Genomic DNA, 23,983 nt, shown 5'->3' on the forward strand with positions numbered 1-23,983 from the left:
GACGCCCTACAGTTCAGCCGGATGTAGTGGGGTCGAACCATGTGGGGGCGTCCGACAGGGCCTGCTTGATCCGGAACAGCCCGAACTCGTCCAGCGCGGGCAGGGCGTCGATGTCGAACCAGCCCACGTCCAGCGACTCGTCGTCGTTGACCCGCGCCTCGCCGCCGACGGCCCGGCAGCGGATGGTGATGTCCATGTACTGGCAGATGTCGCCGTTGCCGTAGGTGACGGGTTCCAGGGCCTGGACGAGGACGACCCGTTCGGCGACACAGTGCACGGCCGTCTCCTCGTGTACCTCCCGCACGGCGCAGGCCGCGGGCTGCTCACCCGGTTCCGGGATGCCGCCGATCACCGACCACCTGCGGGTGTCGGCCCGGCGGTTGAGCAGCACTCTGCCCTCGTCGTCGAAGACGAGGGCGGTGACTCCGGGGAGCCAGAGCAGCTGGTGACCGGCCGAGGCGCGGAGGGTGCGGATGAAATCGGGAGTAGCCATGGCCCGACCCTAATAGGCGGGTTGCGGCGCCCCGGCGGGTTTCCAGAGGTGTGCGACCGGCGTACGACTACACGTCACCGGCGCGTCGCCCGCGCAGTCCGGCGCCGACGGCCCAGCCCAGTCCGCCGGCCGCGACCAGCACGAGGGCGATCTCCGGCAGGACTCCGAGCTGTGTGGCGGGCGTCTGCGAGGAGCGCAGCGGCACCTTCTGCACGAGTGAGTCGGCGACGAACATGCCGGTCTTCTGCGTGATCCTCCCGTCGGGCATGATGAAGGCGCTGACACCGCTGGTCACCGGCACCACCACGGTCCGGCTGTGCTCGACCGCGCGGACACGGGACATGGCGAGCTGCTGGTAGGTCATCTCGCTGCGGTCGAACGTGGCGTTGTTGCTCGGCACGGAGATCATCTGGGCGCCGTCGGTGACCTCGGAGCGCACGGTCCAGTCGAAGGCCGCCTCGTAGCAGGTGACGAGACCGACCTTGGCGCCGTCCATGGTGAACACGCCCGGCTCAGTGCCCCGGCTGAAGTCCTGGCGGGCCATCTCCGTCCAGTTCTTGTTGATCGCCCCGACGAGCGAGCGCAGCGGGAGGTACTCGCCGAACGGCTGGATCTGCCGCTTGTCGTAGGTGTCGACGGGGCCCTTCACCGGATCCCACAGGATCTGCTCGTTGTACAGCTTGCCGTCCCGCTCCACGACGCCGCCGACCGAGACGGGCACGCCGATGGCCTTGGCCGCCGCGTCGATCACGGCACGGGCGTCGGGATTGGCGAACGGATCGACGTCGGAGGAGTTCTCCGGCCACAGCACGAAGTCGGGCCGTGCGACCTTGCGGGCCTTGACCTTCGCGGCCAGGCGTTCCGTCTCGCGCGCGTGGTTGTCGAGCACGGCCCGCCGCTGGGCGTTGAACTCCAGCCCCGCTCGGGGCACGTTGCCCTGGATCGCCGCGACGGTCACGCTGCCGTCCTCGGCCTTGTCGCTGACCAACGGGCGTGCCGCCACGGCCGCCACGACCGGGACGGCCAGGCTCACCAGACCCACGGCCGCCGCGGCCCGGCGCACCGTGCCGGTGCGCCGCCACACCACGGCCAGGCGGACGACTTCGTACAGTCCGAAGCCGCACAGGACCACCGCGAAGCCGAGCACCGGGGTGCCGCCCACCGCGGCGAGCGGCAGGAACACACCGTCGGCCTGCCCGAAGGCGATCTTCCCCCACGGGAAACCGTCGAACGGCACGCGCGCGCGTGCCGCCTCTCCGGCGATCCACACGGCGGCCGCCCACACCGGCCACCCCGGCAGCTTGGACACGACGGCGACCCCCGCGCCGACCAGCGCGACGAAGATCGCCTCGATCGCCACCAGGGCGACCCAGGGGAGCGGTCCGACCTCCACTCCGGTCCACACCAGCAGCGGCAGCAGGAAGCCGAGCCCGAAGAGGTAACCGAGGCCGAGCCCCGCCTTCCAGCCGCGGCCGCGCAGCACCCAGCCGAATACCGCGAAGGCCGGCAGGGCCAGCCACCACAGGGTGCGGGGCGGGAAGCTGACATAGAGGAGCAGGCCGGAGAGCGCGGCTGCGGCGGCCGGGAGGAGGCGCACCAGACGCGGGGCCCAGGTCCGCGCTCCTCGCGCGGTCCGCGGCCGCAGCTGGTCCGACTCGCCGACGGAGGTTGCGGTGACGGTCACTCCCGGAGTGTAAGGCGAGTGACCTTGACGCCGACAGCGCGGTCCACGAGGCGGCGGCGTCACATCCTCGCGGCGTGTCTGCCGCAACGTTCCTGCTCATTTCGTCACGACACATCCACAAACCGTCCACCAGCGGCTACGGTGTCCCGAAGCCTCAGTCGCGCGGCCGGTGGCGGCCCGTGCGGCCGGGTTCTTCACAGGTCGGGGGCGACGTGGCGCGGGGGGGCGGGGTGGGTTCCAGTGGGCTGACGTCCGCGTCCGGGCAGGACGCGGACGGTGAAAGACGAATTGTTGTGGACGCCGCCGGCGTCGTGGTGCTGGGAGCCTGCGCCGGCTGGTCGCTGGTCACGGCGGCGATGCACGACGGCCGGCCCGAGGGTGTGCTGCTCGCGGTGCTGGCCGTGGCGGCCGGGTACGCCGCCGGGCGGATCGGCGGGGCGGTTCTGCCGGTCGGCGCGCCCTGTGCCGGGGCCCTGGCCGGTATCGGGCTGACGGTGGCCGTGCCGCACCTCGCGCCGGGCCCGCAGATCACCACACCTCTGGGGCATGCCGGGGCGACGGCCGCCGTGCTGACGTTGTCGGCCGGTGCCGCGTGCTGCGCGGCCTGGGCCGCTCGCGTTCCGGCCGTGCGGTTCGCCCTGCGGCTGCCGGCCGCCGGTGCCGCGGTGCTGGCGGCCGTGCTCGGCTCGGCCACCGGATGCGTCGCCTCCGTCGCGGTGCTGTTGTGTTCGCTGGCCGCCGGCCGCACCCGTCACCGCGGCGCGGGCCTCGCTGTCCTGGGCGCCGTCGCCGTCCTGGTGACCGGTCTGACGTGGGCGGTCGCGGCGCGGGCCGTACCGGGCGGGCACGCGGCCGCGCTCGACGAGCGGCTGACACCGCACCGCGTGCGGCTCTGGCAGGACGCCTGGCAGCTGCTGCGCGACGACACCGCCCTGGGCGTCGGCCCGGGGCGCTTCGGGGAGCTGAGCCAGACGTCCGCGCAGTCACTGCTGTCCGACGGCAAGCCCCACTCGGCACCCCTGCAGCAGGCGGCCGAACAGGGGATCGTGGGCGTGGCCCTGCTGGCGGCGGCGTTCGGCTGGGTGCTGTACGCGCTGTGGCGCAGCCCGCGCCCGACCCCGGTGGCGCTCACCGCGGGCGCGGCCCTGACGGCGCTCGCGGTCATCGCCGCGATCGGCAACGCGCTCAGCTTCACCGCGGTGTCGGTCGGTGCGGGCCTGCTGGCGGGCATGGCCACGGCCCGGCCGCTCACCGAGGAACCGTCGAGCCGCACACCGGACGCGCGTCCCCGGGGCGCCGGACGCACCCCGGCGTGGTGACCGGACGTCCGCTCAGTGCGCGGGGGCGCCCGGCTTGGTCGGCCCCAGCCGCGCCTTGATCACCTGTACGGCCGCCTCCGCGTCGTCCACGGTGATCGTGAAGGTGTGTCCGTCCCACAGCTCCAGCACGACGCCCTCACCCCGTCGCACGACCACCGCGGTGCCCTTCTCCGGCCGCCATCGATAGCCCCAGCCACCCCAGTGCCGGGGAGTGACGTGCGAGATGTACGTGGCGCCCGCCACCTGGGAGAGCGGGATACGGCGGCGGGGCAGTCCGATGTGGCCGCAGCGCACCTCGAGGTGCTCCTGGTCGACCCGTAGGGCGACGTGCACGAAGGCGAGCGTTCCGAAGAGGACCAGCAGTCCGGCGGCGATGCAGCCGACCACGGCCATGGCCAACGGGGCGATGCCGGACGTCCAGGCCGAGTCGACGGCCAGTTCGATGCCCAGCGCCATGCAGGCGGCGCCGACGAGCGCCAGCAGCCACTGGACGCGGTTGGTGGCCCGGCCGGTCCAGACGTCGGTGTGCGCGTGGGGAGCGTTCTCGCCGTGGCGGTGGTCCCTCATGCCTATGAGGTTACTCAGGTTTCGCTCCGCTGGTACCTCGTGGCGGAGCGTTACTGCGCCGGCCGGGCGGGATCCCGTACTCCGACTACGCCGGGTGACGGTGCCGGTCAGCGGGCCGGGGTGACCGCCTGCAACAGCCGTCCTTCGGCGTAGGCCAGGGCGGGTGGGGGCAGCGTGCCCTCGCGTCCGCTCAGCAGAACGGTCAGGCTGCCGTGCGGCGTGGCCCCCGGCGCGGGCTGCCGGCCGAGCCGGCGCAGGGCCTGCGCAGCCACGGCGCCCGCGGAGCCGTGCAGCACGAGGGGCGGCCGGCCGGGGCGCTGGACGGCGGTCCGGATGCGGTCGGCGACCAGTTCGTAGTGGGTGCAGCCCAGGACGACGGTGGTCACCTCGCCGGGCGTCAGGGCGGCGGCCGCGGACACGGCGGCGTCGATCGCCGCCTCGTCCGCGCGTTCGACGGCCTCGGCGAGGCCCCAGCAGGGCACCTCGGTGACGGGGACCCCGCCGGCGAAGTCCCGGATCAGGGTCCGCTGGTACGTGCTGCCGGTGGTGGCCGGGGTGGCCCAGATGGCGAGGTGTCCGCCGCCGGCCGCGGCCGGCTTGATCGCCGGGACGGTGCCGATCACCGGAAGCTCCGGTTCGAGGCGGGCGCGCAGGGCGGTGAGCGCGTGCACGGTCGCGGTGTTGCAGCCGACGATCAGGGCGTCGGGGCGGCGCGCGGCGGCCGCCTCGGCGACGGCCAGGGCGCGGTCGGTCAGGTCTTCCGGGGTCCGCGGGCCCCACGGCATGCCGTCGGGGTCCAGGGAGAGTACGAGATCGGCGTCGGGGCGCAGCCGCCGAACCGCGGCGGTGGCCGCCAGCAGACCGATTCCGGAGTCCATGAGCGCGATCTTCACCCGATCACGATAGACGATGAGCGGTGCCGGGCCGCTCCGGTGGGGCAGACTGCGCGCGTGAGCGCCGTTGTGTGGACTGCCGCTGGATCACTTCTCGCCTGGCTGTGGCTGCTGCTCTGTCAGGGCTTCTTCTGGCGCACCGATGTGCGACTGCCGCCGCGCCGGGAACCGGACGCGTGGCCGTCCGTGTGCGTCGTCGTCCCGGCCCGCGACGAGGCGGCGGTGCTGCCCGACGCGCTGCCGTCGCTGCTCGGGCAGGACTATCCGGGGCGTGCGGAGATCTTCCTCGTCGACGACGGCAGTACGGACGGCACCGGTGACCTGGCGCGTGAACTGGCGCGCCGGCACGGCGGACTGCCGCTGACGGTGGGCTCGCCGGGCGAGCCGCCCGCCGGCTGGACCGGCAAGCTGTGGGCGGTGCGGCACGGCATCGGCCTGGCACGCGCGCGTGACCCCGAGTACCTGCTGCTGACGGACGCCGACATCGCGCACGCGCCGGACAGCCTGCGGGAACTGGTGGCGGCGGCCCGTACGGGCGGGTTCGACGTCGTCTCGCAGATGGCCCGGCTGCGGGTGGAGAGCACGTGGGAGCGGCTCGTCGTGCCGGCCTTCGTCTATTTCTTCGCGCAGCTCTACCCCTTCCGCAGGATCGGCAGAGCGGGGACCCGGACGGCGGCCGCGGCCGGTGGCTGCGTCCTGCTGCGGGCGGAGGCCGCCGCACGGGCGCGGATCCCGGACGCGATCCGGCACGCCGTGATCGACGACGTGGCCTTGGCGCGGGCGGTGAAGGGCGGCGGCGGCCGCGTCTGGCTGGGGCTGGCCGACCGGGTGGGCAGTGTCCGGCCGTATCCGCGGCTGGGCGACCTGTGGCGGATGGTGTCGCGCAGCGCGTACGCCCAGCTGCGGCACAACCCCCTGCTGCTGGCCGGGACGGTCGCCGGGCTGGCACTGGTGTATCTGGTGCCGCCCGCGGCGGTCGCGGCCGGCCTGGTGACGGGGAACGCGGCGGCAGCGGTCGCGGGAGCGTCGGCCTGGCTCGTCATGACGGGGACGTACGTCCCGATGCTCCGCTACTACCGGCAGCCGCTGTGGCTCGCTCCCCTGCTGCCGTTCACCGCGTTCCTCTATCTCCTCATGACGGTCGACTCGGCGGTGCAGCACTACCGGGGACGCGGCGCCGCCTGGAAGGGCCGCACCTACGCCCGTCCCGACGCCGTGCCCGAGGAGGGCTGACGGCCGCGCTCACGGCCGCCGTGAGGAGTCACTTCCTGCCGGGTGTCCAGTTCATGCCCCACCCGTAGGCGTAGTCGACGGTCCGCTGCGGGCTCACACCTCGCTCGGGGACGAGGTAGCGCGCCTCGCGCTGTACGACGAGGTCGGCGCCCGTGTTGGTGATGAGGGCGAGCGCGCACACGGGCGAGGGGACGGTGCACTCGTCGAGGAAGAACTCCACGGGGGCGCCGTGCTGCGGCTGGAGGGTGACGGTGGCGTTCAGGTCGGCGAACGAGCGGGCGCCTTCGTAGATGGTGACGAAGACGAGGATGCGCCGGAAGGCGTTCTTGTGGTCGAGATTGACGGTGAGGTTCTCACCGGTCGACACGGCGCCGGTGCGGTCGTCGCCGTCGAGGTGGATGTACGGGGGCTGGTGCAGCGCCCCGAAGGCGTTGCCGAGGGCCTGTACGACGCCCTTGCTGCCGTCGGTGAGTTCGTACAGCGCGCACAGGTCCAGGTCGAGGTCGGAGTGCATCGCGGCCGGGCGGCCGAACTTGCTGCTCCACCCCGAGAACTGCTTGCGCACCTGCCAGTTGAGGTTCACGTGCAAAGCGCCCGAGGTGCCGCCCTGCTTGGTGAGCGACACGGAGGGGGCCGCCTTGGTGAGCGTCACCTTGGTGAGGCGCACGGGCTCGGGCGGTGCGGCCGGCGGGGGCGGGGATACCGGCCTCGTGTACGCCGAGGGGGCGGCCACGGGCGGCACGGGAGCCGCGGCCGGAGCCGGGGCCGCCTGCTGCGGTTCGTCCACCGTGATGCCGTAGTCCGTGGCCAGTCCTTCGAGTCCGCTGCTGTAGCCCTGGCCGACGGCGCGGAACTTCCAGGCGCCCTGGCGGCGGTAGAACTCGCCGAGCACGAAAGCGGCTTCCGTGGTGGCGCCCGGGTTGTCGAAGCGGGCGACCGGCGTTCCCCGCGTGGTGTCCTGGACCTCGATGTACAGCCCCGGGACCTGGCCGAAAGCGCCGCCGTCGGCGGAGGCGGCGAGGACGATCGTCTCGATCGCGGGTTCCACACACGTGAGGTCGACGAGGAGCGTGTCGGTCACCCGGCCGTCGGCGTTCCGCTTGCCCTCGTGCCGGATCGCGCCGGAGGAGTGCGCGGGCTGGTTGTAGAAGACGAAGTCCGCGTCCGAGCGGACCTTTCCGCTTACCAGCAGCAAAGCGGAGGCGTCGGCGTCGGGCACCCCCGGGCCGGCTCGCCAGCCCAATTCCACGCGCAGCGCCGAGGTGGGCACCGGAGTATTTGAACCTTTCAGCATTTGCATGTCCGCCCCCATTGCGTGGCACCGCGCCAGGCACATCCCGGCCGTCCGTCGCGTTCCGTCCGCACAACCTATTCCTCCCCGCGGCGAACTCCCATGCACCGCCACCGGAAGACCGGTGGCCAACCCCTGGTAACCCGCCCGGAACTCGGCCTTTACACGATCGGGGCCTTGTTCGACGCCCCTTTTTGCCGAGTTCGCTCGCATTGGGGGTACCGGGTCACTGCCGACACGGAAAACAACCCTCTTATCGGTCTCCCCAACCAGCACATCGTGGGCTTAACTTATGTGCCATGACCTCCCCCCGCTCCACCTATGGCGGCGGCTACTACTCCGCCTCCTTCCCGGACACCCCGATCTACGACAAGCTCGTCGCCGAGCGGGGCACCCCGCAGATCGCCCCGATCCGGGTCCCCGCGCAGTACGACACGCCCGGCGGCAACCTGCCCGCCCTCCCCTCGGCGCTGCCCGCTCTTCCGGCGGCCCCGGCCCAGCCCGCCTACGGCTATCCGCAGGCGCCACAGCCCGCGCCGTTCCAGCAGGCGCCCGCGGCGTACATCCCGCAGCAGGCCACCGCACCGCGCGGCTATCCCGGCCCCCAGCCGCAGCAGCCGCGCCCGGCGGCACCCGCCGCGGGCTACGAGGCGATGCGCCCCGCGGCTCCCCGGCCCGCCCAGACTCCCTATCAGGACCCGTACAACAACCAGCAGTACCGCGGTTACTGAGCCGCCCGCCCGGGGGCTGTCGGTGCCGGCTGGCACGATGGCCCCATGGGGAACGCACACCTGCACTCGATCCACGTCCACCCGGTCAAGGCGGTCCGGGGCCTCGCGCCCCGGGAGGCCGTCGTGGAGCCCTGGGGGCTGGCCGGAGACCGGCGCTGGGTGCTGATCGACGACGGGGGCAAGGTCGTCACGCAACGCGGGCTGCCGCGCCTCGCACTGGCCGCCGCCGAGCTTCTGCCGGACGGCGGCGTCCGGCTGTCCGCACCCGGCATGGAGCCCCTGACGGTGCCCGTTCCCCGGCCGTCGGGCACGGTGCCGGTGGAGCTCTTCCGCGACAAGGTCGACGCGGTCCCCGCCGAGGACGAGGCCGCGCACGCCTGGTGCAGCGCCTATCTCGGCATCGGCGTGCGCCTCGCGTACATGGACGACCCGGCCACGCGCCGGCCCGTCGACCCGGAGTACGCGCGTCCCGGCGAGACCGTCTCCTTCGCCGACGGCTTTCCGCTGCTGCTCACCACCACGGCCTCCCTCGCCGCCCTCAACGCCTTGATCGCGCAGGGTGACCACGCGGACGAGGGCCCGCTGCCCATGAACCGTTTCCGGCCGAGCGTGGTCGTGGCGGGCACCAACGCCTGGGCCGAGGACGACTGGTCGCGTCTCGCCATCGGGGAGGTGTCCTTCCGCGTCGCCAAGACCTGCGGCCGGTGCGTGGTGACCACCACCGACCAGGGCACCGGTGAGCGCGGCCGGGAGCCCCTGTACAGCCTGGGGCGGCACCGGCGGCTCGGCGGCAAGCTGGTCTTCGGGCAGAACCTGGTGCCCCTGTCCGGGGGCACGATCCGGCTCGGTGACCCGGTGAGAATCCTCGAATAGATCCGGCCGGAGGTCCGCACCCCGGGGCGGGAACCGCCCCGAGCGCCCGGGCGTTGGCCTTGTGTGAGAAGTTCATGAGAGTCGCCGGTGAGAGGTGATTTCCCTCTCTCTTCGCCGGGTTGGCGCGTGGAGGGCTCCGCCGGGGGGTTATCACGGAGCGGGAAGGGGGTGCAGGCAGTGCGAGCGATCAGTGGACTCTGGCGCTGGCGGCGCAATCCGCTGTGCCGCGCCACCGATCTGGCCGAGGCCTGGGTGGCGCTGGCAGCTCTGGTGCTGATCCTCCTCGTCGCCCCGCTGGCCGGTTCCCTCGTCGGGGGCGCCGCCCAGGACGCCCTTCAGCGCTCCGTCCGCGAGCAGCACCAAGCGCGGCATCTGGTGACGGCCACAGTGGTCCGCGAGCTGGACCGCTCCCCGCTGGACGCCGACCCGGAGACGTCCACGGGCCGGGATCTGCGCACCCGCGTCCTCGCCGACTGGACGGCACCGGACGGCACCGCGCATCACGGCTCGGTGCTGGCGAGCCTCAAGGACCCGCAGCAGGGCGACGAGTTCCGGATATGGACCGACCGGCAGGGCCGGATGGTGGCCCGCCCCCTCGACTCCGCGACGGCGTCGACGCACGCGGTCCTCGCCGGCTTCGGCGCGGCCCTCGCGGCCGGCGGTCTCATAGAGGGCGGCAGACGGCTGATCGTCTGGCGCATGGTCCGCCGCAGGTACGCCCGTTGGGACCAGGCATGGGACAAGGCGGGCCCGGACTGGGGCAGGACGGGCACCGGCAGCTGACGGCCTTCCGGCTCTGGTCAACCCACCACCCGCGCGCACGCTACGGTGGTCCGGCCGAACCGTTCGGCACAACCCGCGCGCGAGCGAGCAGGAGGGGCGCGCCGGTCTCGATGCCGCGTGCGCGCGCAGGCCTCAGGGCCCGGCACGGCCGCGGTCCCGACACCGGCGGGAGCGCCCCGAAGGCGAACGAGCCATCAGTACGACCGAGGTGGGGGCACAGCTACACCATGGCACAGGGCACGGTCCAGGTGACGCACACCGGCACGTCGCGGTGGCGGCGCCGCACGGGTGAGTACGCATCGCTCGCCGCTGCCCTGGAGGCCGCGGCCGACGGAGACGTCCTCACGGTCGCCCCCGGCACCTACCGGGAGAACCTCGTCGTGCAGCGCGCGGTGACCCTGCGCGGCCCCGAGGGCTCCCCCGGCTCGGTGCGGATCGCGCCCGTGGACGGCGTGCCGCTGACCGTGCGCGCCTCGGCGGTGGTCCAGGACCTGCACGTGGAGGGCCAGGACGCGGCGGCCCCCGCGGTGCTGGTGGAGGAGGGCACGCCGGAGCTGAGCAACGTACGGGTGGTCACGCGGTCGGCGGCCGGGATCGAGGTGCGCGGCAGCGCCCGGCCCACGGTCCGGCGCTGCGCGGTCGACAATCCGGCCGGCATCGGCATCGCCGTGCTCGACGGTGCGGGCGGGGTGTTCGAGGAGTGCGAGGTCGTCGCGGCCGGCCAGGCGGGCGTGGCGGTGCGCGGCGGCGCGCACCCCCGTCTGGAGCGCTGCCGGGTGCACCACACCTCGGGCTCGGGCCTGTCGGCGACCGGGGAGAACTCCGCGCTGGAGGCGGTGGGCTGCGAGATCTACGAGGTCCGGGGCAGCGGTGTGCAGATCACCGGCCGGGCCACCGCGCACCTCACCGACTGCGATGTGCACCGCACGACGGCCGACGGTGTCACGCTCGACACGGACGCGGTGCTGACGCTCGCCGACTGCCGTATCCACGACATCCCGGAGAACGCCGTCGACCTGCGGTCCCGCTCCGTCCTCACACTGACCCGCACCACGGTGCGGCAGTTCGGGCGCAACGGCCTGTCGGTGTGGGACCCGGGCACGCGCGTGGACGCCAACCAGTGCGAGATCTTCGACAGCACGGGCGACTACCCGGCGGTGTGGGTGAGCGACGGCGCCACAGCGGTGCTCGACTCGTGCCGGGTGCACGACGTGCCGGACGCCCTGTTCGTCCTCGACCGCGGCTCGCGCGCGGACGTCGTCGACAGCGACCTGTCGCAGGTGCGCAACACGGCCGTGTCGGTGAGCGACGGAGCGACCGCGCAGCTCGACGACTGCCGGATCCGGGACGCGGCGACGGGCGCCTGGTTCCGCGACCACGGCAGCGGCGGCACTCTCAGCAACTGCACGCTGGACGGCACCCAGACCGGCGTGATCGTCACCAAGGGCGCCGACCCCACGGTGGAGCGCTGCACGGTCGACTCACCCGCGGAGGCGGGGGTGTACGTCTCGGCCGGCGGCCGCGGCAGCTTCCACAACTGCCGGGTGACGGGCAGCGGCGGCTACGGCTTCCATGTGATCGACGGCAGCCGTACGAGCTTGCGGAAGTGCCGCACGGAGCGGTGCGCGCGCGGGGGTTACGAGTTCGCGGACAGCGGCGCGGACGCGTCGTCCGGGGCGGGCCCCCTGGTCGAGGACTGCACCAGCGACGAGAGCGCGGGGCTGCGGGCACCGGCGGCGCGGGAGACGGCCGTGCAGACGATGAGCCACTCCCCCGGCCTGCTGGGCGCGGTGCCGGGGCAGCGCACCGAACCGGAGCCCCCGGCCGCGGCCCCGGTCGCGGAGCCCGAGCAGCCGGCCCGCAGCTCCAAGGACGTCCTGGGTGAACTGGACGCGCTGGTCGGCCTGGAGAGCGTCAAGCGCGAGGTGCGCGCGCTCACCGACATGATCGAGGTGGGCCGGCGCCGGCAGCAGGCCGGGCTGAAGGCGGCGTCGGTCAAGCGGCACCTGGTCTTCACCGGCTCTCCCGGCACGGGCAAGACGACGGTCGCCCGGCTGTACGGCGAGATCCTCGCGTCGCTCGGTGTGCTGGAGAAGGGCCACCTGGTCGAGGTGTCCCGGGTCGACCTGGTGGGCGAACACATCGGCTCGACCGCGATCCGCACGCAGGAGGCCTTCGAGAAGGCGCGCGGCGGTGTGCTGTTCATCGACGAGGCGTACGCGCTCTCCCCCGAGGACGCGGGCCGCGACTTCGGCAAGGAGGCCATCGACACGCTGGTGAAGCTGATGGAGGACCACCGGGACGCGGTCGTGGTGATCGTCGCGGGCTACACGGCGGAGATGGAGCGCTTCCTGTCGGTCAACCCCGGCGTCGCATCCCGCTTCTCACGGACCATCACCTTCAGCGACTACGGTCCCGAGGACCTGCTGCGGATCGTGGAGCAGCAGGCCGAGGAGCACGAGTACCGGCTGGCGGAGGGCGCGGCGCAGGCCCTGCGTAAATACTTCGCGGAGATCCCGAAGGGCCCGGCGTTCGGCAACGGCCGTACCGCCCGCCAGACCTTCGAGGCGATGGTGGAGCGGCACGCGAGCCGGGTCGCCCAGCTCCCCGAGCCGAGCACGGACGACCTGACCCTGCTCTACGCGGAGGACCTGCCCGAGCTGCTCTGAGGACCAGGGCCGGCCTCCGCGCCCGGCTCCGCCTCCGGGCCCGGGCAGGGCTGCTCGGCCGTGTGACGGGGTGCCGGCAGGCCGGGCCGCAGCCGGGCCAGCAGCTTGCGGCGCTCCTCGGCGAACACCGGATCCGCCTGGTAGTCGGAGTGGCCGAGGATCGGCGCCGGCAGCGGGTGCAGGTCGTTGCGGCCGTAGGAAAGGGGATCCTGCAACGGCACGTGGTCGACGCCGAGGTCGTGGTTGCCGGGCAGGCGCACCGGGCCGCCGATGGGGTCGGTGAGCCGGTACAGGTTGCGCCAGCAGTCGACCTCCCGGTGCAGGGAGCTGAGCGCGGCGGGGCCGAAGTGCGCCGGGAACCAGCGGCCGTAGAGCCGCTCCAGCGGGGAGCCGTACGTCAGCAGCGCGACGCGTCTGCGGGTGGACGGCGCGAGTTGCCAGGCCGCGGCGGCGGCGAGGACGCTGCCCTGCGAGTGCCCGGAGATGACCAGCCGTCCGCCGGTGACGCGGGTCCAGGTCGCGATCCGCCAGGTCAGGTCGGGCACCGCGCGCTCGGCGTAGCAGGGCGGGGCGAAGGGGTGGGCGGCGCGCGGCCAGAAGGTGCCGACGTCCCACAGGATGCCGATGGTGCGGCGGGCGGCGGCGTCCTTGTAGGCGCGGCGGCCCCAGGTGACGAAGAGTATGAAGCCGAGGCCGATCAGCCAGGAGCCGAGGGCCTCGGCGGTCTCGGCCGCGCCGTGGACGAATGGGTAGGTGCCCTGCGCCGCCTCGCCCGGCGTCTCGTCGGTGGCCAGGGCGCCCACGAGGGCTGCGGCGCCGAGCAGCAGGGTGACACCGGAAGTGACGGCGACGACGCGGGGTCCCCGGTCGGTGAGGGAGGCCATCGCGCGGGTGTAGGCGATACGGCGGGTGCGGGCGCGGTCCTGGGCCTCGTCCGGGTAGTCGCGGGCCACCGCCTCGCGTTCGGCGCGGGCGAGCTGCCAGGCGCGGTGGGCCAGCCAGCCGAAGAGCACCAGCAGCACCACGATCAGGGGCGGGATCACGGACGCCTGCCAGGTCAGCAGGACCGGCGGGCCGTCGATGGACGTCCCGGTGCCGTCCAGCCAGTCGGACACGCGCTGCGACACGCCGCCGGACATCACGCCGCCCAGGGCGCAGGCCAGCATCGCGACGGCCGGTCCGCCGAGGCCCCGCAGGACGGCACGCCGGTCGGGGTCGGTGCGGTGCAGCGCGTGAGCGACGCCGGCGAGGACGATCACGAGCAGGCCCTGGGCCAGCGCGAGACCGCCGAAGGTGGCGTCGCCCGGCAGCCGGCCGGCCGACTCCCAGCCGGGGCGTTCCCAGCCCGCGTACAGCAGGGCGAGGGCGAGCAGGACGAGGGCGGCGAGCGGCAGGCGTCGTACGAAGCGCTCGTCGAGTTCCCGGTCGAGGCGTCTCTCGCTGCGGCCCCGGCGGCACACCACCCAGACCACGGCGACGGCGCAGGCCGCCAGGGCTGCCTCCAGGAGCAGACCCAGGGTGTTCAGTGTGGCGGGGCCGCCGGGCTCGCGGTCGTGGCGGGCGGCGGCGCTGGCGACCGCGGCGGCGACCGTGAGCAGTCCGGCGGCGGTGTGCGCGGCGCGCAGCCGGGCCACCAGCCGGCGTCCGTACCAGAAGCCGGGCCGGCCCAGCGCGGTCGGGCCGTCGCCGGCCTCGTCGGGTTCGGGGTCGCGGGCCGGCGGCTGCTGGGACTCGTAGTCGCTCCAGGTACGCCGGGACAGGTACCACAGCAGACCGGTCAGGGCGGTCGGGACGAAGGACGCCAGGGCGAGTCTGCGGCCGGGGCTGCTCCACCAGCCGCCGTCCGAGACGGTGGGCGAGAGGAAGCCCAGCCAGGAGTGCCGGTCGGCGCACGCGCGCGTGCCCGCGCACTGCCACGCCGCCAGGTCGAGGGCGACCTCGCAGGCCGCCGCGACGAGCAGCACCGTCAGGGTGAGCCCCGCGAGCCGCACCAAGAGGCCGTACAGGCGCACGGTGCGGCGGCGGCCCCGGGCGTGGGGGCGCATCCAGTGGGCGAGGTTGACGACCATGAACGGCAGCAGTAACAGCCACAGGGCGCGGGTGCCGTTGCCGGAGGTGAGGTTGCACCAGACGTAGGCCTCGGGCACCGGTCCGTCGCGGCGGCGGTCGTCCGGGCTGGTCTCCGCGTCGACGTCGTCGGCGCGCCGGAAGACGGCCGCGATGCCGTCGCCGGTGATCCGCACCGTGCGCGGATCGTCGAGCATCTCCTGCGGCGTGGTGCCGCCCACGCCGTGGACCAGGAGTTCCAGAGCGGTCCCGGTCTCACCGGGCCGCCGGGCGGGCTGGTCCGGCCCGCCGGTCGAGGCCTGTTCCTGCGCACGCTCCACTGATTCGCACTTCCCCCGTGACACGCCGTCGGCTCTGTCCGTGCGGGCACAAGGATCTCCACTTCCGCGGCGCCGCACACCTACTGTCACGGAATCTCCCCGATCCGTGACCCTGCGGAGAGCGACAGGTGACATACGCGCGGCGAGTGGTCGGTGGCGCCGCCGGCTCCGCGACATGCGAGGATGAGGCGTCCGCGCACCGGAGCCGGGGGAGAATGTCCTGGTTGGGGCAGGTGTGCTGGGCCTGACGGACGGCATTGAGGCGAAAGGACCGGAGCGTACGTGAGCGAGAATCAGAACCTCCTCGCGGAGCAGCGGCGATCCCTGATCCTCGACGAGGTCCGCCGCCGGGGCGGGGTCCGGGTCAACGAGCTGACGCGCAAGCTCGGCGTGTCGGACATGACGGTCCGCCGCGACCTCGACGCGCTCGCCCGTCAGGGCGTGCTGGAGAAGGTGCACGGCGGCGCGGTCCCGGTGGTCGAGGCGAGTACGCACGAACCGGGCTTCGAGGCCAAGTCGGGGCTGGAGCTGACCGCCAAGGAGGACATCGCGCGGGCCGCGGCCAAGCTGGTCGCACCGGGCGCGGCGATCGCCCTGTCCGGCGGCACGACGACATACGCGCTGGCGCAGCAGCTGCTGGACGTGCCGGACCTGACGGTGGTCACCAACTCGGTGCGGGTGGCCGACGTCTTCCACGCGGCGCAGCGCACCTCGGGTCCTCGGCAGGGCGCGGCGACGGTCGTGCTGACCGGCGGGGTGCGCACCCCGTCCGACTCGCTGGTGGGGCCCGTGGCCGACCAGGCGATCGCGGCGCTCCACTTCGACCTGCTGTTCCTCGGGGTGCACGGCATATCGGTCGAGGCCGGCCTGTCGACGCCGAACCTCGCGGAGGCGGAGACGAACCGGCGGCTCGTGCAGTCGGCCCGGCGGGTCGTGGTGGTCGCCGACCACACCAAGTGGGGCAAGGTCGGCCTGAGTTCGTTCGCCTCGCTGGAGCGGATCGACACGCTCGTGACGGACGCCGGCCTGCCGGACGAGGCACGCGGTGTGGTCGTGGAGCATCTGCGACGGCTGGTGGTGGCCGGGGAGCCCGAGGAGGACGGGGCAGACATCTGACGGGCCGCCAGCTAGTGACCTGAGTCAGAGATTCGTCGTTAGTCGGGCATGAGTCGTCCGGGTCCGAAGATTCCGCCGTTGTCGGTCACTGATGCCCAGCGGGCGGTGCTGGAAGGCTGGCTACGTCGACGTAGGACGGCTCAGGCTCTGGCCCAGCGGTCTCGGATCGTGCTGGAGTGCGCCGAGGGCCACTCGATCATGGAGGTGTCCCGTCGGCTGCAGATCGTTCCGGACACGGTCCGCACCTGGCGGCGTCGCTTCATCGAGCGGGGTCTGGACGGCTTGTGCGACGACCCCAGGCCCGGCGTCCCCCGGAAGATCACCGATGCCGACGTCGAGCGGGTCATCGTCAAGACGCTCGAGGAGACACCGAAGAACGCCACCCACTGGTCGACGAGGTCGATGGCCGCTGCCACGGGCATGTCCCAGTCGACGATCTCGCGGATCTGGCGGGCGTTTGCCCTGGCCCCGCACCGGTCGCAGACGTTCAAGCTGTCCACGGACCCGCTGTTCATCGACAAGGTCCGTGACGTCGTCGGTCTGTATCTCGATCCGCCGGAAAAGGCTTTGGTGCTCTGCGTGGACGAGAAGTCGCAGATCCAGGCCCTGGACCGGTCGCAGCCGGTTCTGCCGATGGTACCTGGCGTTCCCGAACGCCGCAGCCACGACTATGTCCGGGCCGGCACCACGACCCTCTTCGCCGCCCTGGAGGTCGCCACCGGCAAGGTCATCGGCTCCCTCCACCGCCGCCACCGGGCAGCGGAGTTCAAGAAGTTCCTCGCGAAGCTGGACAGGGAAGTCCCGGCTGATCTGCAGGTTCATCTGATCCTGGACAACTATGCGACTCACAAGACGCCCGACATCAAACGGTGGCTGCTGGCCCACCCGCGGTTCCGCCTGCACTTCACACCGACCAGCGCGTCCTGGCTGAACCTGGTCGAGCGGTGGTTCGCCGAGCTGACCCAGAAGAAGCTCAAGCGCGGCGTCCACCGCTCCGTCCAAGCCCTCGAACGCGACATCCGGGCCTGGCTCACCGACTGGAACGAGCACCCCAGACCGTTCGTCTGGACGAAGACCGCCGACGAAATCCTCGACAAAGTCGCCGCCTACTGCCGACGAATCTCTGACTCAGATCACTAGGGTGACGCTGCCGGTCATCGCCCGCTCCCCTGCAGGAGGGCTTCGTCCATGGCTCACCGCCTGCGCCCCGTGGGGCTCGACTTCGTCGGGATCGCGCCCGTACGGCACGTCTCCGAGCGGGAGATCTCCGCTCCGGTGGAGGCGGTCTACCGGGCCCTGGAGGACGTGCCCGGCTGGGCCGCGTGGTTTCCCCGGGTGACGGCCGCCCGGCCGATCGACGGCGGGAAGGGGCGCGACATCCGGCTCGTGGGAGGCGTCCGGTTCCGGGAGTCGATCATCGCGGCGGAGGCACCCGAGGTGTACGCCTATCGCGTCGACGTCACCAACGTGCCCGGGGTGCGCGCGATCGCCGAGGAGTGGCGGCTCGCCCCGGCCGGTACCGGGACCCGGGTGCGGTGGACGTTCGCGACCGACGGGACGGCTGCGTACCGGCTCGCCATGAAGCCGGTACGGGCGGCTCAGGCCAAGGCCTTCCGGGACGCGGTCACGGCGCTGGACCGGAGGCTGACGGCGTAGCGCCTCGCGCCAGGGGCCCGGCGTGTCGCCTCAGTCGGGCCAGACGCCCGTGTCCAGCAGCGAGTCGATCGCGGCCGTGTACGGCCCGATGTCCAGCCCCTGCGCGGCCAGCCAGGTGTCGGAGTAGTACTTGTCGAGATACCGGTCCCCCGGGTCGCACAGCAGCGTCACGACGCTCCCCTGCCGCCCCTCGGACACCATCTCCGCGACGATCTTCAGCGCGCTCCACAGGCCCGTGCCGGTCGAGCCGCCCGCCTTGCGGCCGATGGCGCGCTCCAGTGCCCGTACCGCGGCGACACTGGCCGCGTCGGGCACCTTCATCATCCGGTCGATCGCGCCGGGCACGAAGCTCGGTTCCATACGGGGCCGGCCGATGCCCTCGATCCGGGAGCCGCAGTCGCAGGTGACGTCCGGATCGCCGGTGGTCCAGCCCTCGAAGAAGCACGAGTTCTCGGGGTCGGCCACGCAGACGCGGGTGTCGTACTGCATGTAGTGGACGTAGCGCGCGAGGGTCGCCGAGGTGCCGCCGGTGCCCGCCGTGGCGACGATCCACGCCGGCTCGGGGAACCGCTCCCGGCGCAGCTGCCGGAAGATGGACTCGGCGATGTTGTTGTTGCCACGCCAGTCCGTGGCCCGTTCGGCGTAGGTGAACTGGTCCATGTAGTGGCCGCCGGTCTCGGCCGCGAGTCGGGCGGACTCCTCGTACATCGTGCGGGGGTCGTCCACGAAGTGGCACCGCCCGGCGTGGAACTCGATGAGGCGGATCTTCTCCGCGCTCGTCGTGCGCGGCATGACGGCGATGAAGGGCACGCCGATGAGCTTCGCGAAGTACGCCTCGGAGACGGCCGTCGAGCCGCTGGAGGCCTCGATCACCGGGCGGTCCGGCCGGATCCAGCCGTTGCAGAGGCCGTAGAGGAAGAGGGAGCGGGCGAGCCGGTGTTTGAGGCTGCCGGTGGGGTGGGTGGACTCGTCCTTCAGGTACAGGTCGATGCCCCACCGCTCGGGCAGGGGGAAGTGGAGGAGGTGCGTGTCGGCCGAGCGGTTGGCGTCGGCCTGGACTCTGCGGACGGCTTCTTTCAGCCATGCGCGGTAGGCGGTGTCGCTGTGGTCGACGTCGAGGGTGACGCCGGTCCGGGTCTGCTGGGGGGTGCTCACGAGCGGGCTCCTAACGCTGCGCGCCGACGACGCGTCGCGCGGCCGACACCCCGATCATAAGCACCTGGCGCACGCTTCTCACCTGCATAAACGCACCTTTGAGCCCCCCAAAGCGCCCCCTGGGGCAGAGCCGGTGCAAGGGGGCGCGCGGTCCAGGGGGCGCACTTGCGTGTGTGCTCCGGGCGCCCCCTGGAGAGGGGGTCTGCTGTACTGGTGCTCGGCGCCGGGCGGGGGCAGACTTCACCGCGGGACCGGGTCCCCGGACGGGGTACCGGCAAGGGGTACGACGCACCACCGGACAAGCCTCCGGACGGGGGCACACTGGATCAGGACACGAGCCTGTGCCGGGTACCGCGCAGCGGGCGGGCCGGTGCACCGACACGCACAAGGGGGCGGGTGGCATGGCGGAGCCGGAGTTCAGGGCCACGGGCGTGCGGATCGGGAAGCGGCTGCGTTCGCTCACCCGGGCCGGCCAGGTCCGGATCAGTGACGGCCGGCTCGAGCTGCTGACCAGTTACGGCAGTGAGATCGACAGCGCGCCGGTGCAGGCGGTGCGCGCCTCCAAGCCCTGGTTCGGCCCCGATGACCGGGCCACGGCGGATCTCAACGGCAACCGGTACCTGCTCACCCTGGGCGATCACGACCCCGCTCCGGGCGAACCCGGCCCGCCGGCCGCGCGGCGCTTCATCGAGGCCGTGCGCCGGGCGGCGGGGCGCGGCGGCTGAGAGGCCCGCGAGTTGCGGTCCCCCACCCCCTGCGTCACTCTGGTCTCACGTCACTCTGGGTTTACCGGCGATAACGCTGCGAACCAGCCCGCCGGCCACGACAGCGGGCGACAGCGTCACCAAGGCGCCCTGCTGGATCCGAACTCCGTGTTCTTCCGGACCTCACGTCGGGGAGTCGCAGCCGTGATCAGCTATCCAAGCAGGCACTGCACGGTGGAGCTCCAAGCCCTGCCGTCGCGGATCGGCCAGGTCCGCAGAATCGTCTCTGCGCAGTTGCGCTACTGGCATCTGGACGCTCTGATCGACCGGGCCTCGCTCGGGGTGACGGAGCTGCTGTCCAACGTCCACCGGCATGCCCAGCCCGACAAGACGTGCACCGTGGAGATGGAGCTGCTGCTCGACCGGCTCACGGTCTCGGTACGCGACCACGACCCGCGGATGCCCGTGGTGGAGGACCCTCAGGACATCGCGCCGCTGGCGACCTGCGGGCGCGGGCTCGCGATGGTGGCCGCCATGAGCGAGAGCTGGGGCGTCCGGCCGGACGGCGAGTCCGGCAAGGTCGTGTGGTTCACCCTTCCGACGGCCTCCCCCGCGGTGGCGGCGCCGTCGCGCCGGGCGCGGCACGTGGTCCAGGAGAAACCCGCGCGCAGGTTCGCGGAGGTCGGACACGCCGCCGACGGGCTGCGGCCCGAACATGCTCCCGCCCGGTCCGCCGTTGCCGGTTGACCGGGCGGTGACCACCGTTCGCCCGGGGGTCGCGCGGGCGGCCCCCCGGGTCACTCGGTGGCGATGGCCCGCAGCACGTCCAGGCGTGCCGCGCGCCGGGCCGGGCGCAGCCCCGCGAGGGCGCCGGCCGCGAGACCCACGAGGGCCACGACCGCGAGCTGCGCGGGCGGCATGGCGAAGGCGAAGTCGCTGTCGCTGCTGCCGTCCGAGGCCCTGACGAGGACCCAGCCGAGGAAGGCGCCGAGGGCGAGCCCGCCGGCCGTGCCGAAGGCGGCGACCAGGACCGACTCCCAGCGGACCATGGCCCGCAGCTGGGAGCGGGTCTGGCCGACGGCCCGCAGCAGGCCCAGTTCGCGGGTGCGTTCGTGGATCGCCAGGGTCAGGGTGTTGGCGATGCCGAGGAGCGCGATGACCACCGCGAGGGCGAGCAGGGCGTAGACCAGGGTGAGCATCATGTCGATGCCACCGGCCGAGGACTGCGCGTAGTCATCGCGCGTCTGGACCTCCGGGTTGCCGTACCGGGCGGCGGTCTTCTCCACCGCCGCCTTGCCCACGTCGCTGCTCACGCCGTCCTTGAACGTGACGGCGACGAGGGTGTCGGAGTCCTGGGTGCGGTGCGGCGCCCAGGCGGCGCGGGTGATGACGTAGTCGCCGGCGAGTTCGGACTGCCCGTAGACCGCACGGACGGTGAACGTCTCCTTCCTGCCGTCGGTGAAGGCGAGTTGCGCCTTCTCGCCGGTGGTGAGGTGCTGCCTGGCGGCTTCCTTCTCGGTGACGGCGATGCCGTCGGTGCCGAGGCCGCGCAGGGAGCCGTCGATCCTGCCGAGGTCGAAGGTGCGTTCCAGGGCGACCGGGTCGGTGACCGTGAGGGCCCGGCCCTCGCCGTCGACCTCGGCGACACCCCGGCCGAGTCCGACCGCCGTGTCCACCTCGGGCAGCTCCTGGATCGCGCCGGCCAGCCTCGGGCTCAGTCCGCTGCCGCCCGCGCCGAAGGACGGGGCACTGACGGCGACGTCGCCCGCGAAGGACCGGGACACGGTCTGGTCCATGGTGGCCTTCAGCGAGGCGCCGAACACCGTGAACAGCGACACGACCGCCACGCCGATCATCAGGGCACTGGCGGTGGCCGCGGTGCGCTTCGGGCTGCGCAGGGCGCCCTGCCGTGCCAGCGCGCCGGTGACACCGCGCAGCCGAGCGAGCGGGCTGCCGAGGATCCGGACGGCGGTGGCGGAGGCGACCGGGCCGAGCACCACGAACGCGACCAGGGCCAGCGCGGCGCCGGAACCCGCCAGCCAGACGGACGGTGACACGAGGACACCGGCCAGGGTGAGAGCGAGGGCCAGCGTGATCAGGCCCGTGCCGGTGACCGCCCGCAGGCGGGACGCGCCTGAGGTGTCGACGGCCGTCTCGCGCAGGGCGGCGAGCGGTGCGGTGCGGCCGGCGCGTACGGCGGGCAGCAGGGCGGAACCCAGGCAGACCACGATGCCGACGGCCAGCGGCAGCGCCAGGGACAGGCCCTTGACCACCAGGTCGCCCTCGGGGAACGGGAAACCGATGGCCGGGAACAGTGCCTGGAGTCCGGCCGCGATGCCGATGCCGCCCGCCAGGCCGGCCAGGGCCGCGGTCACGGCCACGGCGGTGGCCTCCACCAGGGTGGTGACGGTGACCTGGCGGCGGGAGGCTCCCAGCGCCCGCAACAGGGCGTTCTCGCGGGTGCGTTGGGCGACGACGATGGCGAAGGTGTTGTGGATGGAGAAGGTCGCCACCAGCAGGGCGATGCCGGAGAACACCAGCAGGAAGAGCGTGAAGATGCCCAGGAACTGGCTGGAGATCATCTCGTTGTTCTCCTCGGCCGACTCCTGGCCGGTGATCGCCTCGACGCCCTGGGGCAGGGCGGGGCTCAGCCGGTCGACGAGCTCCCGCTGGCTCACCCCGGGGCCGGCGCGCACCTGGATGCTCGCCGCCTCGCCGGGCCTGGCCGTGAGGTACTTCTCCGCGTCGGCCGCGGTCATCCCGGTGAAGGTCACCTGCGCCATGCCGTCCTCACCGGCGAAGGTGGCCAGACCGACGATGGTCACCCGGACCGGGTCGGGGGTGCGCAGGGTGGTCGTGTCGCCGATCTTCAGGCCGCCCTTCTCGGCGGTGCCGCGGTTGACGACGACCTCACCGGACTTCCGCGGGGCGCGCCCCTCGGCGAGCCGGTACGGGTTGAGCTGCGGGTCGGTGATCCAGTTGCCGGCGAGGGTGGGCGGGCCCTGGCCGCCGATCGGGTCGCCGTTCGCGGCCACGAGCTGCCCGGCGCCCTGGATGTTCGGCACCGCGGCAGCGACGCCCGGGACCTTCTCGACGGTCCTGACCAGGCCGGTGGAGACCGGCTGCCGTACGCCCTGGCTCTCGCCGGGCGTGGTGATGGCGTCGGCGCTGCGGACCACGGCGTCGGTGCCGCTGGTCGCCTTGCCGAACATCGAGTCGAAACCGGCGCGCAGCGTGTCGCCCATGACGAGCGTCCCGGCCAGGAACGCCACGCCCAGGAACACGGCGAGGAACGTACCGGCGAAGCGCCGCCGGTGGGCGCGCAGGGAGGACACACTCAGGCGGAAGGCGGCGTTCATGAGGGCACCTCGAAAGCCTTCATCCGGTCCAGGACCCGGTCGGCGGTCGGGGACTCCATACGGTCGACCAGGCGTCCGTCGGCGAGGAAGACGACCTCGTCGGCGTGCGCGGCGGCCACGGGGTCATGGGTGACCATGACGACCGTGCGCCGCGTCTGACGTACGGTGCGGCCGAGCAGGCCCAGCACCTCCTCGCCGGAGCGCGAGTCGAGGTTGCCGGTCGGCTCGTCGGCGAAGACGACGTCCGGCCGGCCGGCGAACGCCCGCGCCACGGCCACGCGTTGCTGCTGTCCGCCGGAGAGTTCGGCGGGCCGGTGGTGGAGCCGGTCACGCAGTCCGACGGCGTCGATCAGCGCGTCGATCCACTCGGGGTCGCCCCGGCCGCCCGCCAGGTCCAGGGGCAGCCTGATGTTCTCCTCGACGGTGAGGGTCGGCACCAGGTTGTACGCCTGGAACACGAAGCCCACGCGGTCGCGGCGCAGGAGCGTGAGGCGGTGGTCGTCGAGGCCGCCCAGGTCGGTGTCGCCGATGCGGGCGGTGCCCGAGGTGAGCGTGTCCAGGCCGGCCGCGCAGTGCATCAGGGTGGACTTGCCGGAGCCCGAGGGCCCCATGATCGCGGTGAAGCGGCCGGCCGGGAAGCTCACGGTCACGCCGTCGAGGGCGCGCACGGCGGTGTCGCCACCGCCGTACACCTTCACCGCGTCGACGACCCGGGCTGCGGGCCGCGTGGTCGTCGTGGCGGTCGTCGTGGTCATGCCGCACCGCCCTTGCGGCCGAACTCCTCGTTCAGCACGGACAGCCGGCGCCAGTACTCGTCCTCGTCGATCTCGCCGGAGGCGAAGCGGTGTCCGAGTACGGCGATGGGCGAGTCGTTCCCGGCCGGGGGCTGCCGCCAGGGGCCGCCGCGGCGACCGCGCCACACCGTGCGGCGCAGCAGCGCGATGCCGCCGCCGATGACCAGGGCCCAGATCACCGGGAAGAGCAGGATCCAGGGGCCGGGGCCGCCGTCACCGAAGTTCGCCAGGGTCTGCATGTCGTTCAACTCCTCGGACGCGTTGCTGCGATGTCCT

Annotated in this window: 21 protein-coding genes; 11 read left to right on the forward strand and 10 right to left on the reverse strand. The window is 73.0% G+C overall.

The window, feature by feature from the left end; translation table 11 throughout:
• Positions 1-13: 13 nt before the first annotated feature.
• Together QF034_RS03600 and lnt are read right to left on the reverse strand one after the other, a co-directional pair.
• The gene (locus QF034_RS03600) at positions 14-493 is read right to left on the reverse strand and encodes an NUDIX hydrolase (protein ID WP_307173520.1); all 480 of its coding nucleotides are present in this window, start codon (positions 491-493) and stop codon (positions 14-16) included.
• A gap of 67 nt (positions 494-560) precedes the next feature.
• On the reverse strand, positions 561-2,177 hold the full coding sequence (gene lnt / locus QF034_RS03605; RefSeq protein WP_307173521.1) for an apolipoprotein N-acyltransferase: 1,617 nt from the start codon (positions 2,175-2,177) through the stop codon (positions 561-563).
• Positions 2,178-2,470: 293 nt separating this feature from the next.
• On the opposite strand from lnt, the gene QF034_RS03610 reads away from it, so the two are divergent.
• A complete protein-coding gene (locus tag QF034_RS03610; protein ID WP_307173522.1) occupies positions 2,471-3,496 on the forward strand; it encodes an O-antigen ligase family protein in 1,026 nt (341 codons plus the stop codon).
• A gap of 12 nt (positions 3,497-3,508) precedes the next feature.
• Here QF034_RS03610 and QF034_RS03615 read toward each other — a convergent pair whose 3' ends face one another.
• Together QF034_RS03615 and QF034_RS03620 are read right to left on the reverse strand one after the other, a co-directional pair.
• Complete coding sequence (locus QF034_RS03615) at positions 3,509-4,063, reverse strand: hypothetical protein (RefSeq protein ID WP_307173523.1); 555 nt, start codon at positions 4,061-4,063, stop codon at positions 3,509-3,511.
• A gap of 107 nt (positions 4,064-4,170) precedes the next feature.
• Positions 4,171-4,956 carry a glutamate racemase gene (locus QF034_RS03620; protein WP_307173524.1) on the reverse strand — a complete coding sequence of 262 codons (786 nt, stop codon included), beginning with the start codon at positions 4,954-4,956 and terminating at the stop codon, positions 4,171-4,173.
• Between the two features lie 39 nt (positions 4,957-4,995).
• On the opposite strand from QF034_RS03620, the gene QF034_RS03625 reads away from it, so the two are divergent.
• A complete protein-coding gene (locus QF034_RS03625) occupies positions 4,996-6,189 on the forward strand; it encodes a glycosyltransferase (RefSeq protein WP_307173525.1) in 1,194 nt (397 codons plus the stop codon).
• Between the two features lie 28 nt (positions 6,190-6,217).
• On the opposite strand, the gene QF034_RS03630 is transcribed toward QF034_RS03625, so the two are convergent.
• Positions 6,218-7,483, reverse strand: a complete 1,266-nt coding sequence (locus tag QF034_RS03630) for a TerD family protein (protein WP_307179790.1) — start codon at positions 7,481-7,483, stop codon at positions 6,218-6,220.
• A gap of 296 nt (positions 7,484-7,779) precedes the next feature.
• Between QF034_RS03630 and QF034_RS03635 the strand changes: the two genes are divergently transcribed.
• From QF034_RS03635 to QF034_RS03650, 4 genes are all read left to right on the forward strand, one after another.
• The gene (locus QF034_RS03635) at positions 7,780-8,211 is read left to right on the forward strand and encodes a DUF6643 family protein (RefSeq protein ID WP_307173526.1); all 432 of its coding nucleotides are present in this window, start codon (positions 7,780-7,782) and stop codon (positions 8,209-8,211) included.
• Positions 8,212-8,256: 45 nt separating this feature from the next.
• Positions 8,257-9,084, forward strand: a complete 828-nt coding sequence (locus QF034_RS03640) for an MOSC domain-containing protein (RefSeq protein ID WP_307173527.1) — start codon at positions 8,257-8,259, stop codon at positions 9,082-9,084.
• 177 nt (positions 9,085-9,261) lie between these two features.
• Positions 9,262-9,867: an Rv1733c family protein gene (locus QF034_RS03645; RefSeq protein ID WP_307173528.1), complete on the forward strand. Its 606-nt coding sequence runs from the start codon at positions 9,262-9,264 to the stop codon at positions 9,865-9,867.
• 227 nt (positions 9,868-10,094) lie between these two features.
• On the forward strand, positions 10,095-12,536 hold the full coding sequence (locus tag QF034_RS03650) for a right-handed parallel beta-helix repeat-containing protein (protein ID WP_307173529.1): 2,442 nt from the start codon (positions 10,095-10,097) through the stop codon (positions 12,534-12,536).
• On the opposite strand, the gene QF034_RS03655 is transcribed toward QF034_RS03650, so the two are convergent.
• Positions 12,506-14,923 (reverse strand): hypothetical protein, encoded by a 2,418-nt coding sequence (locus tag QF034_RS03655; protein ID WP_307173530.1) that lies wholly within the window; start codon positions 14,921-14,923, stop codon positions 12,506-12,508. The two genes, QF034_RS03650 and QF034_RS03655, sit on opposite strands and share 31 nt — an antisense overlap.
• A 282-nt stretch (positions 14,924-15,205) precedes the next feature.
• Between QF034_RS03655 and QF034_RS03660 the strand changes: the two genes are divergently transcribed.
• Genes QF034_RS03660 through QF034_RS03670 form a run of 3 tightly spaced genes read left to right on the forward strand, consistent with a single transcriptional unit; the run spans position 15,206 to position 17,695 of the window.
• Positions 15,206-16,039 (forward strand): DeoR/GlpR family DNA-binding transcription regulator, encoded by an 834-nt coding sequence (locus QF034_RS03660; protein ID WP_306969464.1) that lies wholly within the window; start codon positions 15,206-15,208, stop codon positions 16,037-16,039.
• A 48-nt stretch (positions 16,040-16,087) separates the two neighbouring features.
• Positions 16,088-17,179: an IS630 family transposase gene (locus tag QF034_RS03665; RefSeq protein WP_307173531.1), complete on the forward strand. Its 1,092-nt coding sequence runs from the start codon at positions 16,088-16,090 to the stop codon at positions 17,177-17,179.
• 48 nt (positions 17,180-17,227) lie between these two features.
• Complete coding sequence (locus tag QF034_RS03670) at positions 17,228-17,695, forward strand: SRPBCC family protein (RefSeq protein ID WP_307173532.1); 468 nt, start codon at positions 17,228-17,230, stop codon at positions 17,693-17,695.
• A 30-nt stretch (positions 17,696-17,725) separates the two neighbouring features.
• Here QF034_RS03670 and cds1 read toward each other — a convergent pair whose 3' ends face one another.
• Positions 17,726-18,850, reverse strand: a complete 1,125-nt coding sequence (gene cds1, locus QF034_RS03675; RefSeq protein WP_307173533.1) for an L-cysteine desulfhydrase Cds1 — start codon at positions 18,848-18,850, stop codon at positions 17,726-17,728.
• A gap of 401 nt (positions 18,851-19,251) precedes the next feature.
• Here cds1 and QF034_RS03680 point away from each other — a divergent pair, with 401 nt between their 5' ends.
• Together QF034_RS03680 and QF034_RS03685 are read left to right on the forward strand one after the other, a co-directional pair.
• On the forward strand, positions 19,252-19,575 hold the full coding sequence (locus QF034_RS03680; RefSeq protein ID WP_086563123.1) for a hypothetical protein: 324 nt from the start codon (positions 19,252-19,254) through the stop codon (positions 19,573-19,575).
• A 183-nt stretch (positions 19,576-19,758) separates the two neighbouring features.
• A complete protein-coding gene (locus QF034_RS03685; protein ID WP_307173534.1) occupies positions 19,759-20,301 on the forward strand; it encodes an ATP-binding protein in 543 nt (180 codons plus the stop codon).
• Between the two features lie 50 nt (positions 20,302-20,351).
• Here the strand turns inward: QF034_RS03685 and QF034_RS03690 are convergent, their stop codons facing one another.
• Genes QF034_RS03690 through QF034_RS03700 form a run of 3 tightly spaced genes read right to left on the reverse strand, consistent with a single transcriptional unit; the run spans position 20,352 to position 23,946 of the window.
• Positions 20,352-22,913, reverse strand: a complete 2,562-nt coding sequence (locus QF034_RS03690) for an ABC transporter permease (RefSeq protein ID WP_307173535.1) — start codon at positions 22,911-22,913, stop codon at positions 20,352-20,354.
• A complete protein-coding gene (locus QF034_RS03695) occupies positions 22,910-23,668 on the reverse strand; it encodes an ABC transporter ATP-binding protein (RefSeq protein ID WP_307173536.1) in 759 nt (252 codons plus the stop codon). The genes QF034_RS03690 and QF034_RS03695 overlap by 4 nt, the downstream gene beginning before the upstream one ends.
• Positions 23,665-23,946, reverse strand: a complete 282-nt coding sequence (locus QF034_RS03700) for an SHOCT domain-containing protein (RefSeq protein WP_307173537.1) — start codon at positions 23,944-23,946, stop codon at positions 23,665-23,667. The genes QF034_RS03695 and QF034_RS03700 overlap by 4 nt, the downstream gene beginning before the upstream one ends.
• Positions 23,947-23,983 lie beyond the last annotated feature (37 nt).

This window comes from Streptomyces africanus (assembly GCF_030816955.1).
Taxonomy (GTDB): domain Bacteria; phylum Actinomycetota; class Actinomycetes; order Streptomycetales; family Streptomycetaceae; genus Streptomyces; species Streptomyces africanus.